Below are 24588 nucleotides of genomic sequence, written 5' to 3' on the forward strand. Positions count from 1 at the left end.
GGGATGCCGACGGCGCGGTGTTACATTGCGCCGCAGAGTCTGGCCTGTTGCACCTTTCAACCCACCACGCACCACCCCGCCCTATGCCTACTGAGCGCCAAAGGCTCATCCGCATGCTCTTTGACGAGACCATCGCGATGTACGCCCACCGCGACGCCGGGCTGCTCACACGGTTCAGCGAGGCGTTTTGCGGCTTCACGGCGCATGGTGACCAACTGGTCAAGGGGCGCAGCCGCTGGGTCGATCTCACGCTACAGGATTTCGCGCAGCGACCGGATCATCTTCGCATTGAAACGGTGGACTTCCATCCGCAGGATCTCGGCCCTGATCTTGTCGCAGCCACGGGGTGCTTGCACATCCACCGGCCGTTGCCCGATGGGCAGGTGACCAGCCAGACCGTCCGGCTGGTGCTGGTGTTTCGCCTTGAGGCCCCCGACGACTGGAGGATCGTGCACAGCAGCAGCTCTGTGCCGCAAGGCACGTATGTCGCAGGCAGCGATACCCCCTTGGACGAGTTGCACGGGCGCAACCGCGATCTGCAGACCCAACTGGATGCGCGCACCCAGGCCCTGGCCGACGCGCAGATGCGCATCCACCAGCTCTTGCATACCGATGCGCTCACTGGCCTGCCCAACCGGCGCCATGCCGAAGCCCTGCTGTCTGCTGCTTGGGCCAGCGCCCAGCGGTCCGTCACGCCGCTGGCACTGGTGATGGTCGATGTGGACGCATTCAAGGATTTCAATACCCGCTACGGACGCCTGGCGGGCGACCGCTGTCTGCAGGCCGTGGCGCTTGCCCTGTCGCAACTGGCGGCGCAGGACCCGCGCGGCGCGGTGGCAGCGCGCTGGGAGGGCGATGTTTTCATGCTCGTATTGCCCGGCGCGGACGAAGCCGTGGCCCATGGGTTTGCACAGCGTGCCGTGGCCGCCATTTCAGCGCTGTCACTGCCGCATGAGGGCGCCGTTCCCGCAAGGGTTTGCGCAAGCCTGGGCGTGGCCTGCAGTGGCCCGCCGCAGCGCGATCAGAACCCGCAGGAACTGCTGCGCGCCGTGGACCGCGCCGTGCGCCAGGCCAAGGAGCGCGGACGCAACCGCATTGAGCCCGCCCCCGCCAGCCCGGTGGGCGCCTGAGCGCCAAGGGGCGCTTCAAAAGAGGCTTCCTGCAGGCCAGCTTGCAAGCCTTTTCGTAGCAAGGCAACGCGCACGTCGATCGGCCTTGCGTTCAGTTCAACATGCTTCACGGCACGGCATCGGCCTTCACGCATGCGCCGTTACTGTGGAGGTCTTCAGTCGGTGGCCGACTCGCCCGGTTCGGCAAACAGCCCGGTTTCGTCCAGCAAAGCCCATGCAATCTCGGGACAGCGGTCCATGCTCCGGCGAATCGCTGCGGGAATGGACTGCTGGGTCTTGCGGCACAGGCCGGGCTGTTCCAGCACCAGCACGGTCAGGCCGCGCACGGTGCGTACCTCGCGCGGGCCGGTCTCAATCGCCAAGCGTATTCCCAGCTGCTGCTCCATGCGATGCTGCATATGGCGCAGGTCTGCCAGGCTGCTCAGGCTTTCAAGTCGTTGGATCAGCACTTTTTCCTGGGCGCTGGTGAGCTGCAGCACGCGCAGGTCCGCGCCTGGCGTCTGCAAGAGTGTGTCCCGCTGACAGACGCACGCGCCCGGCGGGCATTCGGTGCGAATGGCAAAGGGAACGGCGTTCATGGCGAGGGTTGCGACCTTGGCTGCGCTGACATTCTAGGAGCCTGTCGGACTTGGAGCGTCGAAAGCGAAAATCGGCGAGAGCGAGGACAGTTTTTGCCGAATTTGCAGCCCCATAGCCGAGCTATGGGGCAAAAAGGCGGTTATTGAGTCGGCATCAACCAACTTGAATGCGTTGATGCGGTTCGAAGCTCTGCGCAAGGCTTCGACAGGCTCAGCCCGAACGGCTGGTTCAAGTTCAAAGGTGCCGACTCAATAAAAATGGACCGCTGCGGTCGATTTGCAGCCGACGATTTCCAAGTCCGACAGGCTCCTAGGAGCGCCGGTGGCAGCGCCGGCACGGCTTGCTGATGCCCTGTGGCGCTGTGGCACACTCCCGCGCTTCGTGCCATATTTGAGTCTCAGAGAGTTCGCCACACATGCAACAGATCGTCCGGCAGCTGGCCGAGGAAATCAGGGTCAGTGAACAACAGGTGCGTGCAGCCGTCGAGCTGCTCGATGGTGGCGCCACCGTGCCCTTTATCGCGCGTTACCGCAAGGAAGTGACCGGAGGGCTCAACGATGTCCAGCTGCGTGAGCTGGAAGCCCGCCTTGCGTACCTGCGTGAGTTGGAAGACCGCCGCCTGGTCGTGCTCAGGAGCATCGACGAGCAGGGCAAGCTGAGCGATGCGCTGCGCGCCGCCATCGCGGCTGCCCCCACCAAGCAGGCGCTGGAAGATATTTATCTGCCGTTCAAGCACAAGCGCCGCACCAAGGGGCAGATGGCCCGCGAGTTCGGCATCGAGCCCCTGGCCGACCGGCTCTTTGCCGACCCCAGTCTGGACCCCGCCGCAGAAGCCGCTGCGTTCACCAGGCCCCCCGAGGTTCTTGACGACGGCAAGCCGGGGGCCGACTTCTCCACAGTGCACGCCGTACTCGACGGAGTGCGCGACATTCTCAGCGAGCGCTGGGCCGAAGACCCGGTATTGGTGCAAAGCCTGCGCGAGTGGCTGTGGGCCGAGGGCCTGCTGCGCAGCAAGAAAATTGACGGCAAGAACGAGAATGACCCCGAGGTCGCCAAGTTCCGCGACTATTTCGATTACGACGAGCCGATGGGCCGCGTCCCGTCGCACCGTGCGCTGGCCGTGTTTCGGGGCCGTGCGCTGGAGATCCTTGAGGCCAAGCTGGTGCTGCCAGTGGAGCCCGAGCCCGGCAAGCCCAGCCTGGCCGAAGGCAAGATAGCGCTGCACCTGGGCTGGAGTCACCAGGGGCGCAAGGCCGACGACCTGATCCGCAAGTGCGTGACCTGGGCCTGGCGCGTCAAGCTCAGTCTGTCGATCGAGCGCGACCTGTTTGCGCGTCTGCGTGACGATGCCGAGAAGGTGGCGATCAAGGTGTTTGCCGACAATTTGCGTGACCTGCTGTTGGCAGCCCCTGCCGGCCCGCGCGTGGTCATGGGGCTGGACCCCGGCATCCGCACCGGGGTGAAGGTGGCTGTGGTGGATGCCACCGGCAAGCTGGTGGAGACAGCCACCGTGTACCCCCACGAGCCTCGCCGCGATTGGGAAGGTTCGCTGCACACGCTGGCCCAGCTGACCGAGAGGCATGGAGTGAACCTGATTGCCATTGGCAACGGCACGGCCAGCCGCGAGACCGACAAGCTGGCCGCCGACCTGATCAAGCTGGCGGCCAAGGCTGACCGGGTGATTGAAAAAGTGGTGGTGAGCGAGGCGGGAGCCTCGGTTTATTCGGCCAGCGAATTCGCATCGCAAGAGATGCCCGATGTGGACGTAAGTTTGCGCGGCGCCGCATCCATTGCCCGCCGGCTGCAGGACCCGCTGGCCGAGCTGGTCAAGATCGACCCCAAGAGCATCGGCGTGGGCCAGTATCAGCACGACGTGAATCAAAGTGAGCTGGCGCGCACGCTGGACACGGTGGTCGAAGATTGCGTGAACTCGGTCGGCGTGGACCTGAACACGGCCAGCGTTCCGCTGTTGAGCCGCGTGTCGGGTCTGTCGGGCAGCGTGGCCAGGGCAGTGGTTCGCTGGCGTGAGGCGCATGGCGCGTTCAAAAATCGCAAGCAGCTGTTGGACGTCGCTGGCCTGGGCGCCAAGACGTTCGAGCAGGCCGCCGGGTTCCTGCGTATCCGCGGGGGCGACAACCCGCTGGACATGACCGGGGTGCATCCAGAAACCTATCCGGTGGTCGAGCAGATCATGGCGAAGACCGGTAAGCGGGTCGCCGAGCTGATGGGGAGCACCGACATGCTCAAGACCCTCAAGCCCGAACTGTTTGCCAATGACACGTGTGGTGTGATCACCGTCAAGGACATCCTCTCCGAGCTGGAAAAGCCGGGCCGCGACCCGCGCCCGGACTTCAAGGTGGCACGCTTTAACGATGGCGTGGAGGACATCAAGGACCTCAAGGAAGGGATGATTCTGGAGGGCACCGTGAGTAACGTGGCCCAGTTTGGTGCCTTTGTTGATCTGGGCGTGCACCAGGACGGTTTGGTGCACGTGAGCCAGCTGGCCCATAAGTTCGTGAGCGATGCGCGCGAGGTCGTCAAGACGGGCGACATCGTCAAGGTCAAGGTCATGGAAGTGGATGTCGAGCGCAAGCGCATCGGGCTGTCGATGAAGCTGGGCGAGGCGTTGCCGCGCCCGGGCGGTGACCCTGGAGCGCCGCGCAGCAATCGCTTTGAAGCTGCGGGCCGCGGCTACATTCAACCCCAGCGCCGCGCGCCTGAGCCTGCGCAGCAGTCGGCCATGGCATCCGCGTTTGCCAAGCTGCAGCAGGGTAAGGGCCGGTAAGGCTGTGGCGTGCCCGATGTGACGGCCAAGGCGCGGGCGGCAGATACAGATGCGCTGTGTGGCTGAAAGCCACTGCGGCAAACGGAGAGTCTGCTGTTGTGCTGCGTCGGCCGCGACCCAGCCGCCCGTGTCAGCGACTGCCTGTCGTGCTGTGATCCGCAGGGAACCCTGCAGTCATCCGGGCCGACCCTTCGTGTCGCTGGTCCCGGCGGGGTCATAATCCACCGTGTCCGCGCTCGCGGCGCATAGCCAGTACCGATGCTGCGTTGGAGATATGCCGTGCGCTTGACACTGGGCGCGCGCCCCAGTCACAGTACCGCCAAGCCAGTTGCCTGCCGACATTTCTAACCTCGATGCGCCCTACACGATGGAGTTGAATACACTGATCGAACGGCCCCTGGCCCTGCCAAGTCTTCCGCGGGCAGTGGCGCTGCTGATGAGCGAGCTTGGCCAGCCAGAGCCGAACCTGCGCCGTCTCAACCAGTTCTTTGGGCTTGATCCAGTCTTGGCCGCGCGGCTGCTGGAGCTGGCCAATTCGCCCCCTTTCAGGCTCACACGGCGGATTTCAGGCGTGCCTGAGGCGCTGGCATTGCTGGGCACCGCGCCCTTGAAAAGCCTGGTGTCCACGGCGACGCTGGGCGGCTCCTCGCGGTCGGTACCGGGGGTGAACATGCAGCAGTTCTGGCGCTACAGCCTCAATACCGCCAAGCTGGCGCGTTCACTGGCGGTTCTGGTTCGCCGCAACCAGATTGCGGCGTACTCGGCTGGCTTGCTACATGCCTTGGGTGAACTTGCCATGCACCTGGGCGACCCGGAGCACGCGCTTGCCGTGGACACACTGGTGGCACCGCTGGACCTGCGCCGTGCCAAGGTTGAGCAGCGCTTGCTGGGGTATTGCTACGTCGATGTGTCGGCTGGCTTGGCCCGGCGCTGGCAGCTGCCTGAAATCGTGGTCGATGCGCTGCAGCACCAAAATGCGCCGTTTGAGAACAACGCCTATGAGCCACTGGGCGGCGTGGTCCACCTGGCGGCGTGGCGCGCCCGGGCTCTGGAGGCCGAGATGGACAACCGCGAACTGACGGTGTCGTTCCCAGACAAGGTAGGTCTTGCCCTGGGCTTGGATATCGATATGGTCCTCCAGCAGGATCCGATCGACTGGACCGTCCGAGCGGATTCCGACGACTACTTGGTGTGACCGGACTGCCCAGCGGCGATCCGCTTGGGCTGCCGTCGCGACGGGCTCTGTGGGGCGTGACCGCCGCGCCACGAGGTTTGCTTTGCGACAATGGCCGCCATGAAAGCGCTGCACATCCATGCCGGCCCCCGCGCCCGCCAGCACATCGCCCGGCATGGTCTGCAGCCATCGGACGTGGGCGTGGTTCCTGCCGCAGCGGGGGGACCCAAGGGACTCATCCTGGGCCCGCTCGACCGCTACATTTTTGGCCATTGGTTGCTGAGGTCGAGCCAACCGGTGGATCTGGTGGGCGCGTCCATCGGCGCCTGGCGGTTGGCCACGGCGTGCCTTGACAGCACAGTCGCTGCATTCGAACGGCTTGAACGGGACTACATCCACCAGGAATACGAGATCCCGCCAGGCAAAAAGCGGCCTTCCCCGGCCCATGTCAGCGCGCGGTTCCGTCACAACCTGGATGCGTTTTACGGGGGGCGGGTGCATGAGGTTCTGGACCACCCGCGCTATCGCCTGCACATCATCACGTCGCGCGGGCGGCACCTGCTGCGGCGCGAGCACCCGCTAATCACTCCGACTGGCTACCTGGGCGCGTTCTTGGCCAATGCCGTGCACCGCAAGGCCCTGGGGGCATGGCTTGAGAGGGTGGTGTTTTCTTCGCCCAGCCAGGCTGGCGCGATGGGCGGCGTTGCAGCGCTGCCGTTTGCCACGAGCGACTACCGCACCCGGCAGGTAGGCCTCCATGCCGAGAACTTCATGTCCGCCTTGCAGGCCAGCTGCTCGATCCCGTTCGTGTTGCAGGCAGTGCACGACATTCCTGGCGCACCGCGTGGCGCCTACTGGGACGGGGGCATCACCGACTACCACATGCACCTTGCGTACCGCACGCACGCGTTGGCGCAAAACGCTATCGAAAATATAGCTGCTTCGGATTTAGGGGCAAGCGCGGCACGGAAAAATAGCTCTGAATATCCCGACCCGGGCGGACTGGTTCTGTATCCACACTTTCAGCATCGGGTGGTACCGGGCTGGCTGGACAAGGCGCTCAAGTGGCGCCACAGGGCGACGCCAGCCCTTGACAGCATGGTGGTCTTGTCGCCCAACCCGGAGTGGGTGCGAACGCTGCCCAACGCCAAGCTGCCCGATCGCAAGGACTTCACCCACTACGGCACCGACACTGCGGCCCGGGCGAAAGCATGGCTGGCTGCCACCAGTGCAAGCCAGCAACTGGTGGATGAATGGGCCGCCTGGCTGGAGCGCCCGGATATCAGCGTTGTCCAGGCACTGTAGGGAGGTGCTGCGCGTGAGAGGCAATCGGCGCTGCCTCAGCGATGGTGTTGCCCTCGGGAAGCGGCGGCCAGGTTCTGCGATAGGCATTTGCCCACCCCAGCACCTCGCTGGCCGGCATGGGTCGCGCAATGCCAAAGCCCTGCGCGCGCTCGCATCCGAGCTCGAGCAGGCGGGCGGCCTGCTCGGGTGTCTCGACGCCTTCGGCCAGCACATGCCGCCTAAATGCGCGGGCCAGGCCCACGATGGCGCTGATGAGCGTGGCGTCATCGCCGCCTTGCAGCAGCCCGCGCACGAAAGACTGGTCGATTTTGATGGTCTCGGCCTTCAGGCGCTTGAGATACGACAGTGACGAAAAACCCGTGCCAAAGTCATCCAGGGCAAAGCGCACGCCGAGTTCCTGGCAGTCGTGCATCACGCTGCGCATCTGCTCCACGTCTTCGAGCGCTGCGGACTCGAGGATCTCCAGTTCCAGCCGACACGGGTCGATCTCGGGCGCCGCCAGCAAGAATTCTTTGAGGCGCGCGACGAAATTGGGTCGGTGAAAATGCGTTGCGTCGACGTTGATGCTGACTTCCCACTGCGCGCCTGCCCGTGTCCACACGCCCATCTGCCGCAATGCCTCGCGAGTGACCCACTCGCCCAGGTCGACCATCAGCTCGGTGTGCTCGATCAGCGGCAGAATGTGCTGCGGGCCCAGCAAACCTTGCTCGGGGTGCTGCCACCGCAGCAAGGCTTCCACGCCCAGCACCTGTCCCGTGCGCAGGTTGACCTTGGGCTGATAGTGCAACACCAGCTCGCCTAGCACAATCGCCTGTGCGATACGGGTTTGGCGTATGTGCAGCGTCTGCACCGCATGGTCACGTTGCACATCAAAAAAGTGCACCTGGTTGCGGCCCAAGGTCTTGGCCTGGAACATGGCCTGGTCGGCGTGGCGCAAAAGGGTGTCGGGGTTGGCGTCGTCGTGGGGAAACACGGCTGCGCCAATGCTGACGGTGGTGCTCAGTGTGCGGTCATCAATGGCGTAGGGCGCTGCCAGTTGCTCCAGCAGGGCGGCGATGCGCGATTCGATGGATGCGATGTCCGTCTGATCGCCCAGCAACAGGACGAACTCATCCCCCCCCATGCGCGCCACAGTTTCTGCAGGACCGCTGGCGTATGCCGTCAGGCGCTTGGCAGTCTCCTTGAGCAGGCGGTCGCCCCACCGGTTGCCATGGGCCTCGTTGATGGCCTGGAAGTAATCCAGGTCCAGCATGCACACGGCAAGCAGGGTGCCTTTTTGCCGCGCCATAAAAATGGCGTGGGTCAGGCGCTCTGCCAGGGCGTTCCGGTTGTACGCACCGGTCAATGCATCGTGGCGAGCATGCCAGGAGATTTGATGGCGCAGGTTGCGGGTTTCGGTGATGTCGCGGAACACCCGAACGCACCCGGCTGCGCTGCCGTCGGGCTGGCGGATGGCCGATGCCGTGTACTCGATGGCGTAATGCTCGCCCGAGCGATGTAGCAGCACATCAGGGGCTGGTAGCGGCAGGGCTCCGGGAATGGTCTCACTCCCGTCCCCGGTGTCCATGCTGTGGCTCACCGGGTCTTCGCCAAGGCGGAAGACTTCATCGATCTGCCGGCCCAGCGCCTGCTGCCGGGTGAACCCGGTCAGCAACTGTGCCGCCTCATTGATGGAAGTGACCTCACCATTGGGGTTGGTGGTGATGACGCCGTCGCCGATGGATCTCAGCATGACCTCAACGCGTGCCCTTTCAGCCCCTAACGCCTTGTGCGCGCGGTTGCGATCGGTCACGTCCAAGAGCGTGCTGATCTTGCCTGCGACCGCGCCGCTGGCCGTGGTGAAGCTGGCCTCGTGGCACGCCATTTCCTTTTCAGTGCCATCGGCGAGAGGGATGCGAACATCTGTGTCGTGCGCATCTGCCAGCCGTCTCCACAATGACGGCCTTGGTACCCTGACAGCGTGTGGGTCATCACCTTTTGGTGTCATCTGGGCTGATACGGCGGGATCATCCGCGGCGGCATGCACCACGCGCTGCCAGGCACGATTCGTCTCGATCTGATTGCCGTTGGCATCGCGCACCAGAACAGGCACGGGCAGCGCGTCGATGAGTTGTCGGTGGAAGTGCTGCTGCTCGCTGTACTGGCGCTGTGCCTCATGCAGCGAGAGGACCAGCGACTGCACCTTGCCCGCCAAATCGTTGAATGCCTCGGCCATAGCGCGGGATTCCAGCGTGCCACTGACCTCCATCCGGGTGCCCAGGTGACCGTTGCGAAAAGCGCGGGTGGCGACTGCCAGCCTGCGCTGGATGCGCAGGTTGGCGCGCATGATCATCATGAGCAGGAGCAGGATGGTGCAGATGTTGAACGCCGAGATGAGCATCTGTACCCCGACGGTGTCCCACGCCTGGGCAATCAGGGGTCCTGGCTGGAGCGTGATGGTCAGGCGACCTGTGCGCCCTTCAGCGGCCGCGACATCGAACTGCCGGATTGGCGGGTCGATATCTAGCCATCGCTCGAACCAGGCGGGCGCATCGACCGATGAGAGAGGGCGTTCGAGGACGACCGGCTCCGCGCCAGGTCCCTGCCAGCGCAGGCTGGCCCAGGCCTCGCCCAGGCCTGCAGCCCCCTTTTCCAGCGCACCCGTGGCAGCCTGCACGTCGCCTTCGGGCACGGCCGCCAGCACAGGCAACAATGTGGCTCCTGCCAAGCTTGCCTGGACATCCGCCACCCGGACAATGTTGGCAGCCTCGGAGCCGATCAGAAAATGGTAGCGCACGCCACTGACCAGCAACATGATCAGCAGCAGCGGGACGTACAGGCGGGGGTACGTCCCTTCCAGGAACCATCTACTGAGATTGCCGGTGCGCATAGGTGTCAGCTCCAGCCTTCGAATCATGGTTTTTGATCAATGTGCGGCATTCCTTCGATGCATACGGCGCGTGTGTCTGGCTGTGCCCGTTTTGCATACCCACCTGAAAGACCCGGTTGCTGAGGGCCCAGTTCACCCTGGCAGCCTTGTGCCATCTTCCGGAAACATTGCGCCGTCACGAACAGTCTGCTTTGAAGAATCTGGGTAATTGTGACAAATTGTACATCGGGATGGGCGCTTTGGCGTGCGGACGCCAAACATCGCGCTCCGGGGTGCTTTGGGACGCCACGGGCTGTGGTGGTGATTGAGCGCTCACGCTGTAGCGCGGCCTGTGGCGATCGGGCTGCCCGTGGCGGACTTCGGCGGCTGACGCGTTGGGCTGCCGGGAGCGAAAGCCTGCTGCGATGTGCCCTACATCGACTGCGCCAGCAGCTCGCGGTATTCGTTGGACGTGGCAATGCGCGGGTTCGTCCGGTGGCAGTGGTCGGCCATGGCACCCTGGATGATGCGGTCAAACATCTCCTGCCCGACCCCCATGGCGGCAAGTCCTGATGGCAGTCCCAGGCGGGCGTTCATGTCCTTGATGGCGTCTGGAATGTCCGATGCACACGCCAGGCCCATGGCATGGGCCATGCGCTCAAGGCGCTTGTCTTGCCGGACGGATTCGGCGCTCGCATTGAAACGAACCACCGCAGGGAGAAACATCGCGTTGAGCGTGCCATGGTGCAGCCGGGGATTGAGGCCGCCCAGGCTGTGGCTGAGCGAGTGCACCGCGCCCAGGCCCTTCTGGAAGGCCATGGCACCCTGCATGCTGGCGCTCATCATGTGCAGGCGGGCCTCGCGGTCGCTGCCGTTGCGGGTGGCGCGTTCAATGTGGGTCCAGCCGCGCGCGAGACCATCCAGAGCAATGCCATCGGCCGGCGGGTTGAACGCAGCCGACATGAAAGTCTCCATGCAATGCGCAATGGCATCCATGCCGGTGGCGGCTGTCAGCAAGGGCGGCAGGCCCAGGGTGAGCTCCGGGTCGCAGATCGCGGCCTTGGGCACCAGGTGCCAGGAGTGAAAGCCCAGCTTGCGGTGGTCGTCCACGATGATGATCGCGCCCCGTGCGACTTCGCTGCCGGTGCCGCTGGTGGTGGGCACGGCAATCAGCGGCGCGGCGCGTTCGGTGATGCGGGGCGAGCCGCCTTCGACCGTGGCGTAGTGTGTGAGCGGGCCTTCGTGCGTGGCTGCGATGGCAACGCCCTTGGCGCAGTCCATGGCCGATCCGCCACCCACCGCGATCAGGCCGTCGCAGCCCTGCGCTTTGTAGGTGGACACCGCGGCGCGCACGGCCGCTTCGGTGGGGTTGGCAGGTGTCTGGTCGAACACGGCCACCGGCAGCCCATGGAGCGCATCCAGCGCCTTTTGCAACACACCCGCCGCCCGCACGCCCGCATCGGTCACCACCAGCGGTCGGGTGATGCCGACGCGCTCGCACTCCTGCTTGAGCAGCGCCATCGCGCCAAAGTCAAACTGGATCTGGGTCACGTAGTAGATGAACGCCATGGTCGTGCACAGGGTTGGGTTTACGATGCCTGCCGCGCACTCTACAGTCGGTCGGCGCGCATGACCACAATGCTCGCCGGTGTCCGGTGTGCAATGCCTGGGGTGTCGTCACCTCTGCGACATCGCATCGTCAAACGTTGCCGGAAGGCGCTGCACGATGTGGTGCCTGCGCTGCACCTTCTGCCGCCCCGATGGATCCGCCCGCCTACGCATGAACCACCACCTGAACCTGCACCGCACGCGCCTTACCCCGCAAATGCACAGCGTGCTCGAGCGCATGGCGCGCGCCGGACATCCACCGCTGCACACCCTGTCCCCCGCAGATGCCCGCCTTGCCTACGAGGCTGGCGCAGGCGTTCTGGAGGTGCCCAAGGCAGCGCTTGCGCGGGTGCAAGACTTCACCATCCCGGCCCGCGACGGCCATGCGCTGCCTGCGCGGCTGTATACGCCATCGCTCGCGGCAGGGTTGCCGCTGTTGCTGTACCTGCACGGTGGCGGCTTCACCATTGGCTCCATCGCCACGCATGACACGCTGTGCCGCGAGCTGTGCCGACTGGCCGGGTGCGCCGTGGTGTCGCTGGACTACCGGCTGGCCCCCGAGCACCGGTTCCCTACCGCCAGCAACGATGCGTGGGACGCGCTGGCCTGGCTGGCAGCCCACGCGGATCAGCTCGGCGCAGACCCCGCCCGGCTGGCCGTGGGCGGCGACAGCGCGGGCGGCACGCTGGCCGCTGTCAATGCCATCCTGGCGCGAGACGCCGGCCTGCCGCTGGCGCTGCAGTTGCTGATCTACCCCGGCTGCGCGGCCCACCAGGACACCCCCTCGCACGCGCTGTATGCACAAGGACTGGTGCTGGAGGAGCCCGCCATCAGCTGGTTCTTTGGCCACTATGTGCAAAGCCGCGCTGAGCGCGAGGACTGGCGCTTTGCGCCGTTGCTGGCTCCGGATGTGGATAGCGTCGCCAAGGCCTGGATCGGCCTGGCCGAATGTGACCCGCTGGTAGATGAGGGCATCGCCTACGCGGACATGCTGCGGCGGGCCGCCGTGGCGGTAGATCTGGAAATCTACCGCGGCGTGACCCATGAATTCATCAAGATGGGCCGCGCCATCCCCGAGGCGCGCAAGGCCCATGCCGATGCTGCCCGCGCGCTGCGCATGGCGTTTTGCATGGAGTGACGTTGAGATGCAAGCTGCCGAAGGTTGCGGCTTTGTGTGCCTGCGCGTGCGGTAGGCCGGGGCGAACATGAAACATCGTGCTCAACGCCCACCCTCTCGCGTGTATCCATGCGGCCGCTTCCAACAACCGGCGTGGGCTGGCCTTGCCTTACGCATTTTTCAACCGGCAGGCTTTTTGGTGATGGGTGAATCGTGGGTCGAAACCGGAATCGATACCACCGTGCTTCACCCGGGTGGTTGATGGCCTAAGCCCCGGGGTACGCCACACACGCATTCTTGCGTCGCCACCGGGTCTTGATGGAGAAACTTGACCATAAATTTGGGCGTTTACGCACGACGGGTAATGCTTTATTGCTACGTTTATCATAGCAATAGGGCCGCGGATGAATCGCGCACCACCACCGCGTTGCGCACCAGAAAACGGCCCGTCAGAGATCGTCCAGCAAAGGGTAGGGCAGGGGCCGAAGCTCCAGCGATACGCCCGTGGGCGCGCCCACTTGCACCGGCCCGGTCGCGGCGCTGGTCTGCATCGAGACAATCACGTCCATGCCGCCTTCGGGCGCAGCAGCCGCCTGCACCACGGTGCCACAGGGCTGCTCCAGGTCGTCGATGGCAAACACCTCGGCACCCGGCTGCACAGCGGCCGCTGCGTGCGCGATGTAGGCACGGCGCTTGAGCGTGCCCCGGAACTGGCTGCGGGCCACGACCTCCTGGCCGGGGTAGCAGCCCTTCTTGAAGCTCACGCCGCCCACCGATTCGTAGTTGAGCATCTGCGGCACAAAGGCCTCGACCAGGGGTGTGGTGAGCGTGGCGATGCCGCTTCGCACCTCGCTCCAGTGCCAAAGGGCCGGGTCGAGCGAGGGCCCGGCCGGCGCGGGCGCAGCAACGGGCGCCACCCAGAGGGCGCGGGGCTGGCCATCCGCCGGGTACAGGCGCACCACGCTGGCATCGCCCTGGTCTGCCTTGGCCCAGGGCGTCTGCGCCAGCCCGACGGCCGCCGCCTCGCCCGCCAGGCCATACAGGGCGAAATCAGCGGTCGCATCGGTCAGCTTGACCTTGGAGCGCAGCACAAACATCGACAAGCGCTTGAGCGTGGCAGCCAGCAGATCCAGGCTGCAAATCAGCAGAACCTCGGCACCACTGCGCTTGAAGCCGATGAAACTGGCCTGCATGCGCCCCTTGGCAGACAAGAACCCCGCCAGGCGGGCCTCGTTCATGCCCAGCAGGGCAAAGTCCTGCGTGAGCTGGCTGTGGAGAAATTTGGCTGCGTCCTCGCCTTGCGCGCGGATCACACCGAGATGGGACAACTGGGCAACGCCATGGAGGGAGTAAGTCATCGCTGAATTATGATGCCCTGTTACCTTCCAAGGCCCCTTCGGCGGGTCCACACACATACAGGCTGCAGGGTTGTGCGACGTTTACTGGCTTTGATGGCATGCGTCCTGATCGGGATGGGCGCTGCTGCGCTTTGGTGGCTCCATCAGCCCATCGTGGGGGGTGACACACCGCTGGAGCTGGCCATTGAGCCGGGTACGACGCCACGCGGCGTGGCCCGCGATGCAGTGGCCGCCGGGGCGCAGGCCGATGCCCGGCTTCTGTACGCCTGGTTTCGCCTTTCGGGCCAGGACCGTGCCATCAAGGCCGGTAACTACGAGCTGGCCCCCGGCACCACGCCGCGGGAGCTGCTGCAAAAGCTGGTGCGCGGCGAGGAATCGCTGCGCGCGCTGACCCTGGTGGAGGGCTGGAACTGGCGGCAGGTGCGCCAGGCGCTGGCCCGGGAGGAGCATCTCAAACCCGACTCGGCCCGCCTGACCGACGCGGCCCTGATGGCCCAGCTGGGCCGCCCCGGTGTGCCACCCGAGGGCCGCTTCTTCCCCGATACCTACACCTACGCCAAGGGTTCGAGCGACATGGCCCTGTTGCGCCGGTCCCTGCACGCCATGGACCGCAAGTTGGAGGCCGTGTGGGCCCAGCGCGCGGCCGACACGCCGCTCAAGTCGGCCGATGAGGCGCTTATCCTGGCCAGCATCATCGAGAAGGAAACCGGCCGCGCCAGTGACCGCGCCACGATCGCCGGGGTGTTCACCAACCGGCTGCGCATCGGCATGCTGCTGCAGACCGACCCCACCGTGATTTACGGCCTGGGCGAGCGGTTTGACGGTAACCTTCGACGCCGCGACCTGCTGGCAGACACCCCCTGGAACACCTATACCCGTGGCGGCCTGCCACCCACGCCGATTGCCATGCCCGGCAAGGCATCGCTGCTGGCTGCGGTGCAGCCGGCGCAAACGCGCGCGCTGTACTTCGTGGCCAAGGGCGACGGTGCCAGCCATTTCAGCGAGTCGCTCGAGGAGCACAACCGCGCCGTCAACCGTTACCAGCGCGGCCAGCCTTGAGCCACCACGCATCACCTGAGGTTTCCATGTCCCGACCCGGTCTTTTCATCACGTTTGAGGGTATCGACGGTGCCGGCAAGTCTTCGCACATCGAAGGGTTGGCCCAGGCGTTCCGCACGCAGGGCAGGGCCGTGACGGTGACGCGCGAGCCCGGCGGCACACCGCTGGCCGAAAAGCTGCGCGAGCTGGTGCTCAACGATCCCATGGATGCGCTGACCGAGTCGCTGCTGATTTTTGCCGCGCGGCGCGATCACCTGCGCCACGTGATCGAGCCCGCCCTGGCCCGTGGCGACGTGGTGCTGTGCGACCGTTTTACCGATGCCACCTTTGCGTACCAGGGGGCTGGACGCGGCTTTGATTGGCAGGTGCTATCAAAGTTAGAGCAAATGGCCCAGACGGGGCTTGCGCAAGACCCTCATTTGATGCGTGAACCAGACCTGACCATCTGGTTCGACCTCGCGCCCGATGTGGCCGCGCAGCGCCTGACGACCGCCCGCGTGCCCGACCGTTTTGAATCGCAACCGACCGAGTTCTTTGCCCGCGTGGCGCGCGGCTATGCCGACCGCGCCGCGGCGGCGCCCCAGCGGTTTGCCCGCATCGACGCGGCGCAGGACCGCCACACGGTGTGGCAACAGTTGACCAACGTATTCGTGCGCCGAGGGTGGTTGGCCATCATGGTGGCCACGCAGGGAGGGCCCCGATGAGCGAAACCAACCTCGCCGCCAACGCCGCCGCCGTGCCGTTGGCGCCCTGGATTGCGGCGCAGCGCACCCGCCTGCTGGCGCAGCGGGGCCACGCCTGGTTGCTGCAAGGGCCCTCGGGCCTGGGTCAATATGCCCTGGGTCTGGAGATGGTGCGTGCTTGGCTGTGTGACGCGCCCACAGCCGGGGGCGCCTGCGGCCACTGCGCCAGCTGCCACGCGATCGAGGTACGCACGCATGCTGACCTGTGCGTGCTGATGCCCGAAGTCCAGATGTTGGCGCTGGGCTGGCCGCTGTCGGAAAAGGCGCAAACAGACATCGACGACAAAAAGCGCAAGCCCAGCCGCGAGATCCGTGTGGAGGCCATGCGCGACGCGGTGGAGTTCTCGCAACGCACATCGGCCCGCGGGCGAGGCAAGGCCGTGCTGGTGTACCCCGCCGAGCAGATGAACCACATCACCGCCAACGCGCTGCTCAAAACGCTGGAGGAACCGCCGGGCGACGTGCGCTTTGTGCTGGCCAGCGAGGCCGCGCACCAGCTGCTGCCCACCATTCGTAGCCGCTGCCTGGGTCACGCCATGGTCTGGCCGCAGCAGGGCGAGATGCTGGCCTGGTTGCAAGCGCAGGGCCTCACCGCCGATGCGGCGGCGGCCTTTTTGCGCGCCGCAGGCGGTCGACCCGACGACGCGCTGGAACTTGCCCGCTCGGGCCGCAGCCCCGCAGCCTGGGCGGCATTGCCACAGGCCATGGCCCAAGGCGATGTGACTGCGGTGAGCGATTGGCCGCCGCCCCAGGTGATCGACGCCCTGCAAAAGCTCTGCCATGACCTGATGGCCGCCAGCGTGGGCGCGCCACCGCGCTACTTTGCAGCCGCCGACCTGCCCCGGGCCGTGCCTTCGATGATCGCTCTGTCGCGGTGGTCGCGTGCGCTCACCCGCGAGGCCCGCACGGCCGAACACCCCTTCAATGCCGGGCTGATGCTGGAGGCGCTTGTCGCCCAGGCGCGAAACACCATACACTCGCGCCATTGAGCCGCACACCACTGATTCATGAGCAGTCCATCCACAGCGCCCCGTCCCAGCGTCATGCAGCTGGCAATCAAGGAAAAGGGAGCCCTTTACGCTGCCTACATTCCGTTTTTTGCTGAAGGCGGCATTTTTGTTCCCACCCAGCGCGACTACCGGCTCGGTGATGATGTCTATGTGCTGCTCACCCTGCCTGATGACACGCAGCGCTACCCCGTGGCCGGACGCGTTGCCTGGGTCACCCCGGCGCGTGCCTCCGGGAACCGGACCCAGGGCGTAGGCATCCAGTTTCCCAAGGATGACAAGTCGCGGCAGCTCAAGATCAAGATCGAGGAACTGCTGGGCACTGCGCTGGGCTCCGACCGGTCGACCCAAACCATCTGACCGCCGGGGTACCAGGGCCTGCCGACCCGCGTCGCGAGTCGGCATTTTTATTGGCGCGTCGGGTGCGTTGCAGGGTGCCGCTGTCGCTGGCCCATCACCTGCCCCGTCCATCGGTCTTACCCCGCCTTCCCGCTATGGAAACGACATGTTCACCGACTCCCACTGCCATCTGAATTTTCCGGAGTTTGCCGGTCACCTTCCTGCGATCCGGGACGCGATGGCGCAGGCGCAGGTCGAGCGTGCACTGTGCATCTGCACCACGATGGAAGAGTTCGGCGATGTGCACCGGCTTGCCACCACACACGACAACTTCTGGAGCACCGTGGGCGTACACCCCGACAACGAAGGCGTGATGGAGCCCAGCGTGCAGGACCTGCTCGAGCGTGCCGCCTTGCCTCGCGTGGTGGCCATTGGCGAGACCGGGCTGGACTACTACGGCATGCAAGACCGCAAAGGCGGGCGATCGATTGCAGACCTGCAGTGGCAGCGCGAGCGTTTTCGCACCCACATCCGTGCGGCCCGTGCGTGCGGCAAACCGCTGGTCATCCACACCCGCAGCGCCTCGGACGACACCCTTGCCATCCTGCGTGAAGAGGGGGAAGACGGTGCGGGGAACCTTGCGGGCGGGGTGTTTCATTGCTTTACCGAGTCCATGGATGTGGCGCGTGCGGCGCTCGATGTGGGCTACTTCATTTCCTTTTCGGGAATCATCACCTTCAAGAGCGCCCACGAGTTGCGGGAGGTGGTTGCCTTCGTGCCGCTTGACCGTATGCTGATCGAGACGGACAGCCCCTACCTCGCGCCCGTACCGTATCGCGGCAAGGTCAACAATCCGTCCTATGTGCCCTATGTGGCGCAGCAAATAGCCGAAACCAAGGGTGTGCCGATTGCTACCGTGGCTGAGGCCACCAGCCGCAATTTCGAGACCCTCTTCAAGGAGGTGATGGCATGAGTCTCTTGCGTACCTTCAGCCGCCGCTGCCTGTGCCTTGCTGCCTGCCTGGCTGCGCTGGCCCCGCTCGCCCGTGCGGGGGCTTATGACGACTTTTTTACGGCCGTTCAGCGCGATGACGCCGAGACCATCATCGCTCTGCTGCGTCGGGGGTTTGATCCCAACACACTGGACCCCAAGGGCCAGCCCGGTTTGATATTGGCGCTGCAAAACGGCTCAGACAAGGCGTTCATCGCCTTGATGGCATCCACGCAGACGAAAGCCGAATTGCGTAATTCCAAGGATGAGAGCCCTCTGATGCTCGCAGCCATCAAGGGCAACCTGGAAGCAGTCAAACTTTTGATCGCCCGCGACGCCGATGTGAATAAACCGGGATGGACGCCGCTGCACTACGCCGCCTCTGCGGGCAGCCCACGCCACTCCGAAATCATCGCGCTGTTGCTCGAGCACCATGCTTTCATCGACGCAACATCGCCCAACGGCACCACGCCGCTGATGATGGCGGCGCACTATGGCTCTGAGCAAGCCTTGCAGTTGCTGCTCAACGAAGGCGCCGATCCGACCCTGCGCAACCAGCTGGGTCTGACGGCGGCAGATTTCGCGCTGCGTGTGGGCCGCAAGGAAAGCGCAGAAAAAATCGCCGCGGCGATCCGCAAGCGGCAGCCCAACCGCGGCAAGTGGTAACGACAAAAGCGCCGTGCTCCGAGGTCTGTCTGGGCAGCGCAGATGTGGATTCAGCCCTGCGCGGCTGCCGAGGCCGGGCGACTCTGAAGCCGCGCATACAAGCCGCCCCGCGCCATCAGTTCCGCGTGGGTTCCCTGCTCTGCAATGCGGCCGCGCTCCATCACCACCACCCGGTCGGCGTGTTCGATGGTGGACAGGCGGTGGGCAATGACCAGCGTGGTGCGCCCTTGCATCAGGCGCTGCAAGGCATCCTGCACCAGCCGCTCCGATTCGGTGTCGAGCGCCGAGGTGGCCTCGTCAAGGATCAGGATGGGCGCATCCTTGTAGAGCGCGCGGGCGATGGCCAGGCGCTGCCGCTGTCCGCCCGATAACTGGGTGGCGTTATGCCCCACCCGCGTGTGGATCCCCAGGGGCAGGGCCTCCACATGCTCCGCCAGATTGGCTGCAGCAAGGCTTTGGAGTACTCGCTGTTCGTCCACCACGCCGCCCAGGGCGACATTGGCGGCAATGGTGTCGTTGAACATCACCACATCCTGGCTCACCATCGCGAACTGCGACCGCAAGGCACCCAGATCCCACTGCGCCAGTTCGTGTCCGTCTACCGACGCAGTGCCGGACGAAGGCAAAACAAACCGGGGCAAAAGATTGACCAGCGTGGTTTTGCCAGCCCCTGATGGACCCACCAGAGCGACCACCTCGCCGGGCGCGACCTGCAGGCTGACGCGGTCCAGGGCAGGGGCGTGCTCAGGGCCAAAGGAAACCGTCACATCGTGCAGTGCGAGCGCGCCACGGACGCGGTCAGCGCGATAGTCGCCTCCGGACTCGGCCCCCGTGCTGCCCATCAGCGCAAGCCCGCGCTCCAGCGCCGCCACGCCACGCGTCACCGGGCTTGCCACGTCGGCCAGTCGGCGGATCGGGGCGATAAGCATCAGCATGGCGGTAATGAAAGAAACGAAGCCGCCCACCGTGACGTCCTTGCTGTCCACCGCGCCGCGGCTTTGCCACAGGGCAATGCAGATGACCACCGAAAGTGCCGCCGCTGCAAGCAACTGCGTCAGGGGCGTCATGGCCGACGATGCAATCGTCGATTTGATGGCCAGGCGGCGCAGGCTCTGGCTCAGGTGGGCAAAGCGGCTTGCCTGGGCCTGCTGGGCGCCATGCAGCCGGACCATCCGGTGGGCGAGCACGTTCTCTTCCACAACGTAGGCCAGTTCGTCCGTGGCCTGCTGGCTGCTCTTGGTAAGCTGATACAGCCTGCGCGAAAGTGTCTTCATGATCCACGCCACACCCGGTACGACAACGGCCACGATCAGCGTGAGCTGCCAATTGAGGTAGAGCAGATAGAGCAGCAGAGCGATCAGCGTGAATCCGTCGCGCGAGATCCCGAGCAGCGCCTGCACGAGCAGCGACGTCCCGGTTTGCACCTCGTACACCACCGTGTTGGACAGCGCGCTGGCAGACTGCCGGGCAAACAGGCCCATATCGGCCGCGAGCACGCGGTCGAACAAGGATTTGCGCAGGACCAGTATCCCCTCATTGGCAATGCGGGCCAGCGCGTACTGCCCGACAAACTGGGCAATGCCTCGCACCAGAAAGACGCCAAGGATGGCCAGCGGCACCATCCACAGCGCCAGCGTTCCCTGCGTAAACCCCTTGTCCAGCAGCGGCTGCAGCAGGGCAGGAATCAGTGGCTCGGTCGCCGCTCCGATCAGTGTGGCCGCGATGGCGACAAACCATGCTGCGCGTTGGTTGCCAAAGTACACTGCCAGCCGGCGCAGTCTAGGCAAAAGAGGGCCTGTCTTCGACGGGGCGGTTGGCGGTGTGTCGCCCGGTGGGGTGTTGTGCATTTGCGCGCGATTTTAAGTGGCCTGCCCCAGTTTCCGAAGGAACCGCACAGCGGCCCTCCAAAGAGGATGACAGAGGTGGAGTTCCGTTGGAAAACCCGGCGAGCCTTAGGGCTGTCAATGCTGGCAGTCTGGTGCCGTCGTTCCTTTCTTTTGCGCCTGTTACTGCAAGGCTTGTGACAGGGCAGGCTTGCCAGTGTGTAACATTCGCGTTTGCCCTAGCGCCCATCCAGGAACGCCGGATGTCAATCAACAAAGTCCACACTCCCTCCATTTCCTGCGTCGCGGCTTCGCCGCAACTGAACCGCCGCCTCGTCCTGGCCGCCATTGGCTCGGCCTCTGCATTGCCGGCGCTCGCACAATTCAAGGTGGAGGTCACTGGCGTCGGGTTGACGCAGCTGCCCATCGCCATTGCGCCCTTTCGGGGCGACGCCCAGTCGCCGCAAAAGATCGGTGCCATTGTTCAGGCCGATCTGGAGCGAAGCGGTCAGTTTCGCGCCATCGATGCCGCAGGCGCTGTGCTGGACGAAACGGCGCGACCCGATTTAGGACTGTGGCGCCAGCAGGGCGCAGATTCGCTGGCCGTCGGAAGCATCACGCGCCTTGCAGACGGTCGCTACGATGCGCGTTTCCGGCTCTGGGATGCGGTCAAAGGCCAGGATCTGGGGGGGCAGAGCTTCGTGGTCACGCAGGCTGATCTGCGGCTGGTTGCGCACCGTATCGCTGATTTCATTTTCGAGAAGCTCACCGGCGAGCGCGGCGTGTTTTCGACGCGGATCGCTTACGTCACCAAGCTGGGGACCCGCTACAGTCTTTGGGTGGCCGATGCCGATGGCGAGAATGCCCAGTCTGCGCTGTCGAGCCCGGAGCCCATCATTTCTCCGGCCTGGTCACCCAACGGGGCTCAGCTTGCGTACGTTTCTTTCGAGTCGCGCAAACCTGTCGTCTACGTGCACGATGTGGCCTCTGGTCGCAGACGCCTGGTTGCCAACTTCCGGGGGTCCAACAGCGCACCTGCATGGGCGCCCGATGGTCGCACGCTGGCCGTGACCCTGAGCCGTGACGGCGGCTCGCAGCTCTACACCATTGATGCCAATGGCGGAGAGCCTCGCCGCCTCATGCAGTCGGCGGGCATTGACACCGAACCCGTGTTTTCGAGCGACGGGCGCACCATTTTCTTTGTGAGTGACCGTGGAGGCGCTCCCCAGATCTACCGGGTGTCCACATCCGGTGGCAACGCCGAGCGTGTGACCTTCTCGGGCTCTTACAACATCTCGCCCGCCATCAGCCCTGATGGCAAGTGGCTTGCGTACATCTCACGCGTGTCGGGTGCCTTCAAGCTGCATGTGATGGATCTCTCAAGCGGTAGCGTCAGTGCCATCACGGACAGCTCGGCCGACGAAAACCCAAGCTTTGCGCCAAACGGCCGACTCATCGTCTATGCCACGCAGCAGCAGGGTCGTGATGCGCTCATGACGACCACGCTCGACGGCAAGATCAAGGCGCGCCTTGCAGGGCAGGGCGGCGACATTCGCGAACCTGACTGGGGACCCTTTCAGAAGCAGTGAATGAACTTTCCCGTTTTTTCAGTTTCAGTGTTTATTTTTCAGGAGATTTTTGGATGAACAAGCCCCGATTGAAGCGCATCACCCTCGCGCTGACGCTGGCTGCCCTGGTTGCAGGCTGCAGTTCCGGTGTCAAGCTCGACGATGTGCCGGTGGAAGACAAGAACGCGACGTCCACCATGGGTGCGGGTACGGGTGGCGCCAACTCCGGCGCCACGGGCCAGGGCGGTGTTGCTCCGGTGGACCTCGGGCAGTCCGGCCGCGATGGCGCTGGCCCTGTGGGTGTGGCCCGCATTGTTTACTTCGATTACGACAGCTATGTCATCAAGCCGGAGTTCCAGTCGCTCATCGAAGCGCATTCCCGTTTCATCAAGGCGGCCCCCAATCGCAAGGTAATGATCGAAGGCCACACGGACGAGCGTGGCGGCCGTGAGTACAACCTAGCGCTGGGTCAAAAGCGTGCCGAGGCCGTTCGCCGTTCGCTCGGCTTGCTTGGAGTGCCCGACAGCCAGGTGGAAGCCGTGAGCTTTGGCAAGGAAAAGCCGGCGGCGCAGGGTGGCGCGGAGGCGGTGCACGCGCAAAACCGTCGTGCTGAACTGTCCTATCGCTGATGTACCGCGTGAAGTCCCCACGGTTGAGCCTGAAGGCTGTGGCGGCGCTTGCCTGTGCCACGGCTTTCATGCTGCCAGCCAGCGCGGCCCTCTTTGAGGACGGCGAGGCGCGGCGTGCCATTTTGGAGATGCGGCAGCGGATTGACGTGCTTCAAACGTCCGGGCAGCGGACTGCTGACGAGGTTCGACGCCTCACCGAAGAAAATTCCCAACTCCGCCGCAGCCTGCTGGATCTGCAAACGCAGATCGAAGCGCTCCGTGTTGAAGACGCCAAGATGCGTGGACAAAACGAGCAGTTGTTACGCGATGTGAGCGATTTGCAGCGGCGCCAAAAAGACATCGCCCAAGGCGTGGACGAGCGCTTCAGGCAGTTCGAGCCCGTCAAGGTCAGTCTGGATGGGCTGGAGTTCCAGGCCGATCCCGCAGAAAAGCGCGATTACGAAGCGGCCCTGGCTGTCTTCCGTGCAGGCAAATTTGCCGACTCCAACGCAGCATTCGCAGGTTTCATTCGACAGTACCCCCGCAGCGGCTTTGGGCCATCGGCGCGATTCTGGCTTGGAAACTCGCAGTACGCTACCCGAGAGTACAAGGAAGCCATCGGCAACTTTCAGCGCATGCTGTCGGATGCCCCAGCACATGCGCGCGCCCCCGAGGCAGCCCTGTCGATCGCCAATTGCCAGATTGAACTCAAGGACACGCGCTCGGCCCGCAAGACGCTGGAAGACCTTGTCCGCATTTACCCCCAGTCCGAAGCTGCTCTGGCAGCCAAGGAGCGTTTGTCGCGTCTGAAGTGAAGCCTTTGGAAGGGGCCATTGGGTCGCAGCCTGCACCAGCCCACGGAGAGGCCGCCTCGACCAGGCAAGAGCAGTCTGACCGGCGCTTTGGCGGGCTTGACCGGTTATACGGTCGCTCGGGTGCTGCGCGGATCAGGGCTGCCCATGTGGTCGTGATCGGTATCGGCGGTGTGGGCTCTTGGGCGGCAGAGACCCTTGCGCGAAGCGGCGTTGGGACGCTCACGCTGATCGATCTGGACCATGTGGCCGAGTCCAATATCAACCGCCAGATTCATGCGTTGACGGAGACCGTGGGGCAGGCGAAGGTGCTTGCCATGCGAGACCGGATCCTCCGGATCAACCCGGCTTGCCAGGTGATCTGCGTTGAAGAGTTCGTCGAACCAGACAACTGGCCTGCGCTCATCGAAGGGCGGCCTGTGAATGCGGTCATTGACGCCTGCGATCAAATCAAGGCCAAGCTGGCCGTGGCGTTGTGGGCACGGCGCACCGACGTCCTGCACATCGCCGTCGGTGCCGCTGGCGGAAAGAGGCTGGCGCACAAGGTCGATGTGGACGACCTGGCGCGCACGACGCACGATCCGCTGCTGTCGCAGTTGCGTTATCGATTGCGCAAGCACCACGGCGCACCACGGGATGGAAAAGCGATGGGCTTACAGTGCGTATTCAGCCGTGAAGCCGTCGCCGGCCCAGACCCCTCGTGTGCCATCGATGGAGACGGGTCGCTCAACTGCCATGGCTATGGATCGGTGGTGGCTGTGACGGCCACTTTTGGCCACTGTGCGGCAGGCTGGGTGCTCGACGGGCTGGCAAGCACTTCCGACGCATTCAGCGGCCAAAACTGACGCTATAATCCAAGGCTTTGCACCTGACCGAACAAGCCTAGTGCAATGATGGGACGTTAGCTCAGTTGGTAGAGCAGCGGACTTTTAATCCGTTGGTCACTGGTTCGAATCCAGTACGTCCTACCACCAACACGGCGAAAAATATAGAAAGCCTGCTATCTAATTGGTAGCGGGCTTTTTTCATTTCTCGGCCGGTGACAGTCTGGTGACAGTTTGGTGTTGGT

At 64.6% G+C, this 24588-nt stretch carries 20 protein-coding genes and 1 tRNA gene; 16 read left to right on the forward strand and 5 right to left on the reverse strand.

Annotated features, from left to right (window positions below; genetic code table 11):
• Positions 1-83: 83 nt before the first annotated feature.
• Complete coding sequence (locus ACK543_RS11075) at positions 84-1130, forward strand: diguanylate cyclase domain-containing protein (RefSeq protein WP_409942903.1); 1047 nt, start codon at positions 84-86, stop codon at positions 1128-1130.
• Between the two features lie 155 nt (positions 1131-1285).
• Here ACK543_RS11075 and ACK543_RS11080 read toward each other — a convergent pair whose 3' ends face one another.
• A complete protein-coding gene (locus ACK543_RS11080) occupies positions 1286-1708 on the reverse strand; it encodes a hypothetical protein (protein ID WP_409942904.1) in 423 nt (140 codons plus the stop codon).
• 416 nt (positions 1709-2124) lie between these two features.
• Here ACK543_RS11080 and ACK543_RS11085 point away from each other — a divergent pair, with 416 nt between their 5' ends.
• The 3 genes from ACK543_RS11085 (at position 2125) to ACK543_RS11095 (ending at position 6973) form a co-directional block, all read left to right on the forward strand.
• On the forward strand, positions 2125-4494 hold the full coding sequence (locus tag ACK543_RS11085; protein ID WP_409942905.1) for a Tex family protein: 2370 nt from the start codon (positions 2125-2127) through the stop codon (positions 4492-4494).
• A 367-nt stretch (positions 4495-4861) separates the two neighbouring features.
• Positions 4862-5689, forward strand: a complete 828-nt coding sequence (locus ACK543_RS11090; protein WP_409942906.1) for an HDOD domain-containing protein — start codon at positions 4862-4864, stop codon at positions 5687-5689.
• 99 nt (positions 5690-5788) lie between these two features.
• Entirely contained in the window at positions 5789-6973 is a 1185-nt protein-coding gene (locus ACK543_RS11095) for a phospholipase (RefSeq protein ID WP_409942907.1), read from the forward strand.
• Here the strand turns inward: ACK543_RS11095 and ACK543_RS11100 are convergent.
• Together ACK543_RS11100 and ACK543_RS11105 are read right to left on the reverse strand one after the other, a co-directional pair.
• Positions 6951-9842, reverse strand: coding sequence for an EAL domain-containing protein (locus ACK543_RS11100; RefSeq protein ID WP_409942908.1), 2892 nt, complete (start codon positions 9840-9842; stop codon positions 6951-6953). The genes ACK543_RS11095 and ACK543_RS11100 overlap by 23 nt on opposite strands.
• Positions 9843-10253: 411 nt before the next feature.
• A complete protein-coding gene (locus tag ACK543_RS11105; RefSeq protein ID WP_409942909.1) occupies positions 10254-11390 on the reverse strand; it encodes an iron-containing alcohol dehydrogenase in 1137 nt (378 codons plus the stop codon).
• A gap of 256 nt (positions 11391-11646) precedes the next feature.
• Here ACK543_RS11105 and ACK543_RS11110 point away from each other — a divergent pair, with 256 nt between their 5' ends.
• A complete protein-coding gene (locus tag ACK543_RS11110) occupies positions 11647-12567 on the forward strand; it encodes an alpha/beta hydrolase (protein ID WP_409942936.1) in 921 nt (306 codons plus the stop codon).
• Between the two features lie 428 nt (positions 12568-12995).
• Here the strand turns inward: ACK543_RS11110 and ACK543_RS11115 are convergent, their stop codons facing one another.
• Positions 12996-13904 carry a YgfZ/GcvT domain-containing protein gene (locus ACK543_RS11115; RefSeq protein WP_409942910.1) on the reverse strand — a complete coding sequence of 303 codons (909 nt, stop codon included), beginning with the start codon at positions 13902-13904 and terminating at the stop codon, positions 12996-12998.
• A gap of 93 nt (positions 13905-13997) precedes the next feature.
• Between ACK543_RS11115 and mltG the strand changes: the two genes are divergently transcribed.
• The 6 genes from mltG to ACK543_RS11145 all read left to right on the forward strand — a co-directional run bounded on the left by mltG (position 13998) and on the right by ACK543_RS11145 (position 18708).
• Positions 13998-14963: an endolytic transglycosylase MltG gene (gene mltG, locus ACK543_RS11120; RefSeq protein WP_409942911.1), complete on the forward strand. Its 966-nt coding sequence runs from the start codon at positions 13998-14000 to the stop codon at positions 14961-14963.
• 26 nt (positions 14964-14989) lie between these two features.
• Positions 14990-15667: a dTMP kinase gene (tmk, locus tag ACK543_RS11125; RefSeq protein WP_409942912.1), complete on the forward strand. Its 678-nt coding sequence runs from the start codon at positions 14990-14992 to the stop codon at positions 15665-15667.
• A complete protein-coding gene (locus ACK543_RS11130) occupies positions 15664-16695 on the forward strand; it encodes a DNA polymerase III subunit delta' (RefSeq protein WP_409942913.1) in 1032 nt (343 codons plus the stop codon). The genes tmk and ACK543_RS11130 overlap by 4 nt, the downstream gene beginning before the upstream one ends.
• 18 nt (positions 16696-16713) lie before the next feature.
• The gene (locus ACK543_RS11135) at positions 16714-17073 is read left to right on the forward strand and encodes a PilZ domain-containing protein (protein ID WP_409942914.1); all 360 of its coding nucleotides are present in this window, start codon (positions 16714-16716) and stop codon (positions 17071-17073) included.
• Between the two features lie 145 nt (positions 17074-17218).
• Positions 17219-18025, forward strand: a complete 807-nt coding sequence (locus ACK543_RS11140; RefSeq protein ID WP_409942915.1) for a TatD family hydrolase — start codon at positions 17219-17221, stop codon at positions 18023-18025.
• Positions 18022-18708, forward strand: coding sequence for an ankyrin repeat domain-containing protein (locus ACK543_RS11145; protein WP_409942916.1), 687 nt, complete (start codon positions 18022-18024; stop codon positions 18706-18708). Before ACK543_RS11140 ends, ACK543_RS11145 begins: the two co-directional genes overlap by 4 nt.
• 50 nt (positions 18709-18758) lie before the next feature.
• Here ACK543_RS11145 and msbA read toward each other — a convergent pair whose 3' ends face one another.
• Positions 18759-20555 (reverse strand): lipid A export permease/ATP-binding protein MsbA, encoded by a 1797-nt coding sequence (gene msbA, locus ACK543_RS11150; RefSeq protein WP_409942917.1) that lies wholly within the window; start codon positions 20553-20555, stop codon positions 18759-18761.
• Between the two features lie 239 nt (positions 20556-20794).
• Here msbA and tolB point away from each other — a divergent pair, with 239 nt between their 5' ends.
• The 5 genes from tolB (at position 20795) to ACK543_RS11175 (ending at position 24490) form a co-directional block, all read left to right on the forward strand.
• Positions 20795-22120: a Tol-Pal system beta propeller repeat protein TolB gene (gene tolB / locus ACK543_RS11155; protein WP_409942918.1), complete on the forward strand. Its 1326-nt coding sequence runs from the start codon at positions 20795-20797 to the stop codon at positions 22118-22120.
• Between the two features lie 53 nt (positions 22121-22173).
• Positions 22174-22728, forward strand: coding sequence for a peptidoglycan-associated lipoprotein Pal (gene pal, locus ACK543_RS11160; RefSeq protein WP_409942919.1), 555 nt, complete (start codon positions 22174-22176; stop codon positions 22726-22728).
• The gene (ybgF, locus tag ACK543_RS11165) at positions 22728-23522 is read left to right on the forward strand and encodes a tol-pal system protein YbgF (protein WP_409942920.1); all 795 of its coding nucleotides are present in this window, start codon (positions 22728-22730) and stop codon (positions 23520-23522) included. The genes pal and ybgF overlap by 1 nt, the downstream gene beginning before the upstream one ends.
• Positions 23523-23539: 17 nt before the next feature.
• Positions 23540-24364, forward strand: a complete 825-nt coding sequence (locus tag ACK543_RS11170; protein WP_409942937.1) for a ThiF family adenylyltransferase — start codon at positions 23540-23542, stop codon at positions 24362-24364.
• A 50-nt stretch (positions 24365-24414) separates the two neighbouring features.
• Positions 24415-24490 (forward strand) — tRNA-Lys (locus ACK543_RS11175).
• Positions 24491-24588: the final 98 nt, after the last annotated feature.

The sequence above is a fragment of the Acidovorax sp. genome (assembly GCF_046341535.1).
Classification (GTDB): domain Bacteria; phylum Pseudomonadota; class Gammaproteobacteria; order Burkholderiales; family Burkholderiaceae_C; genus Acidovorax.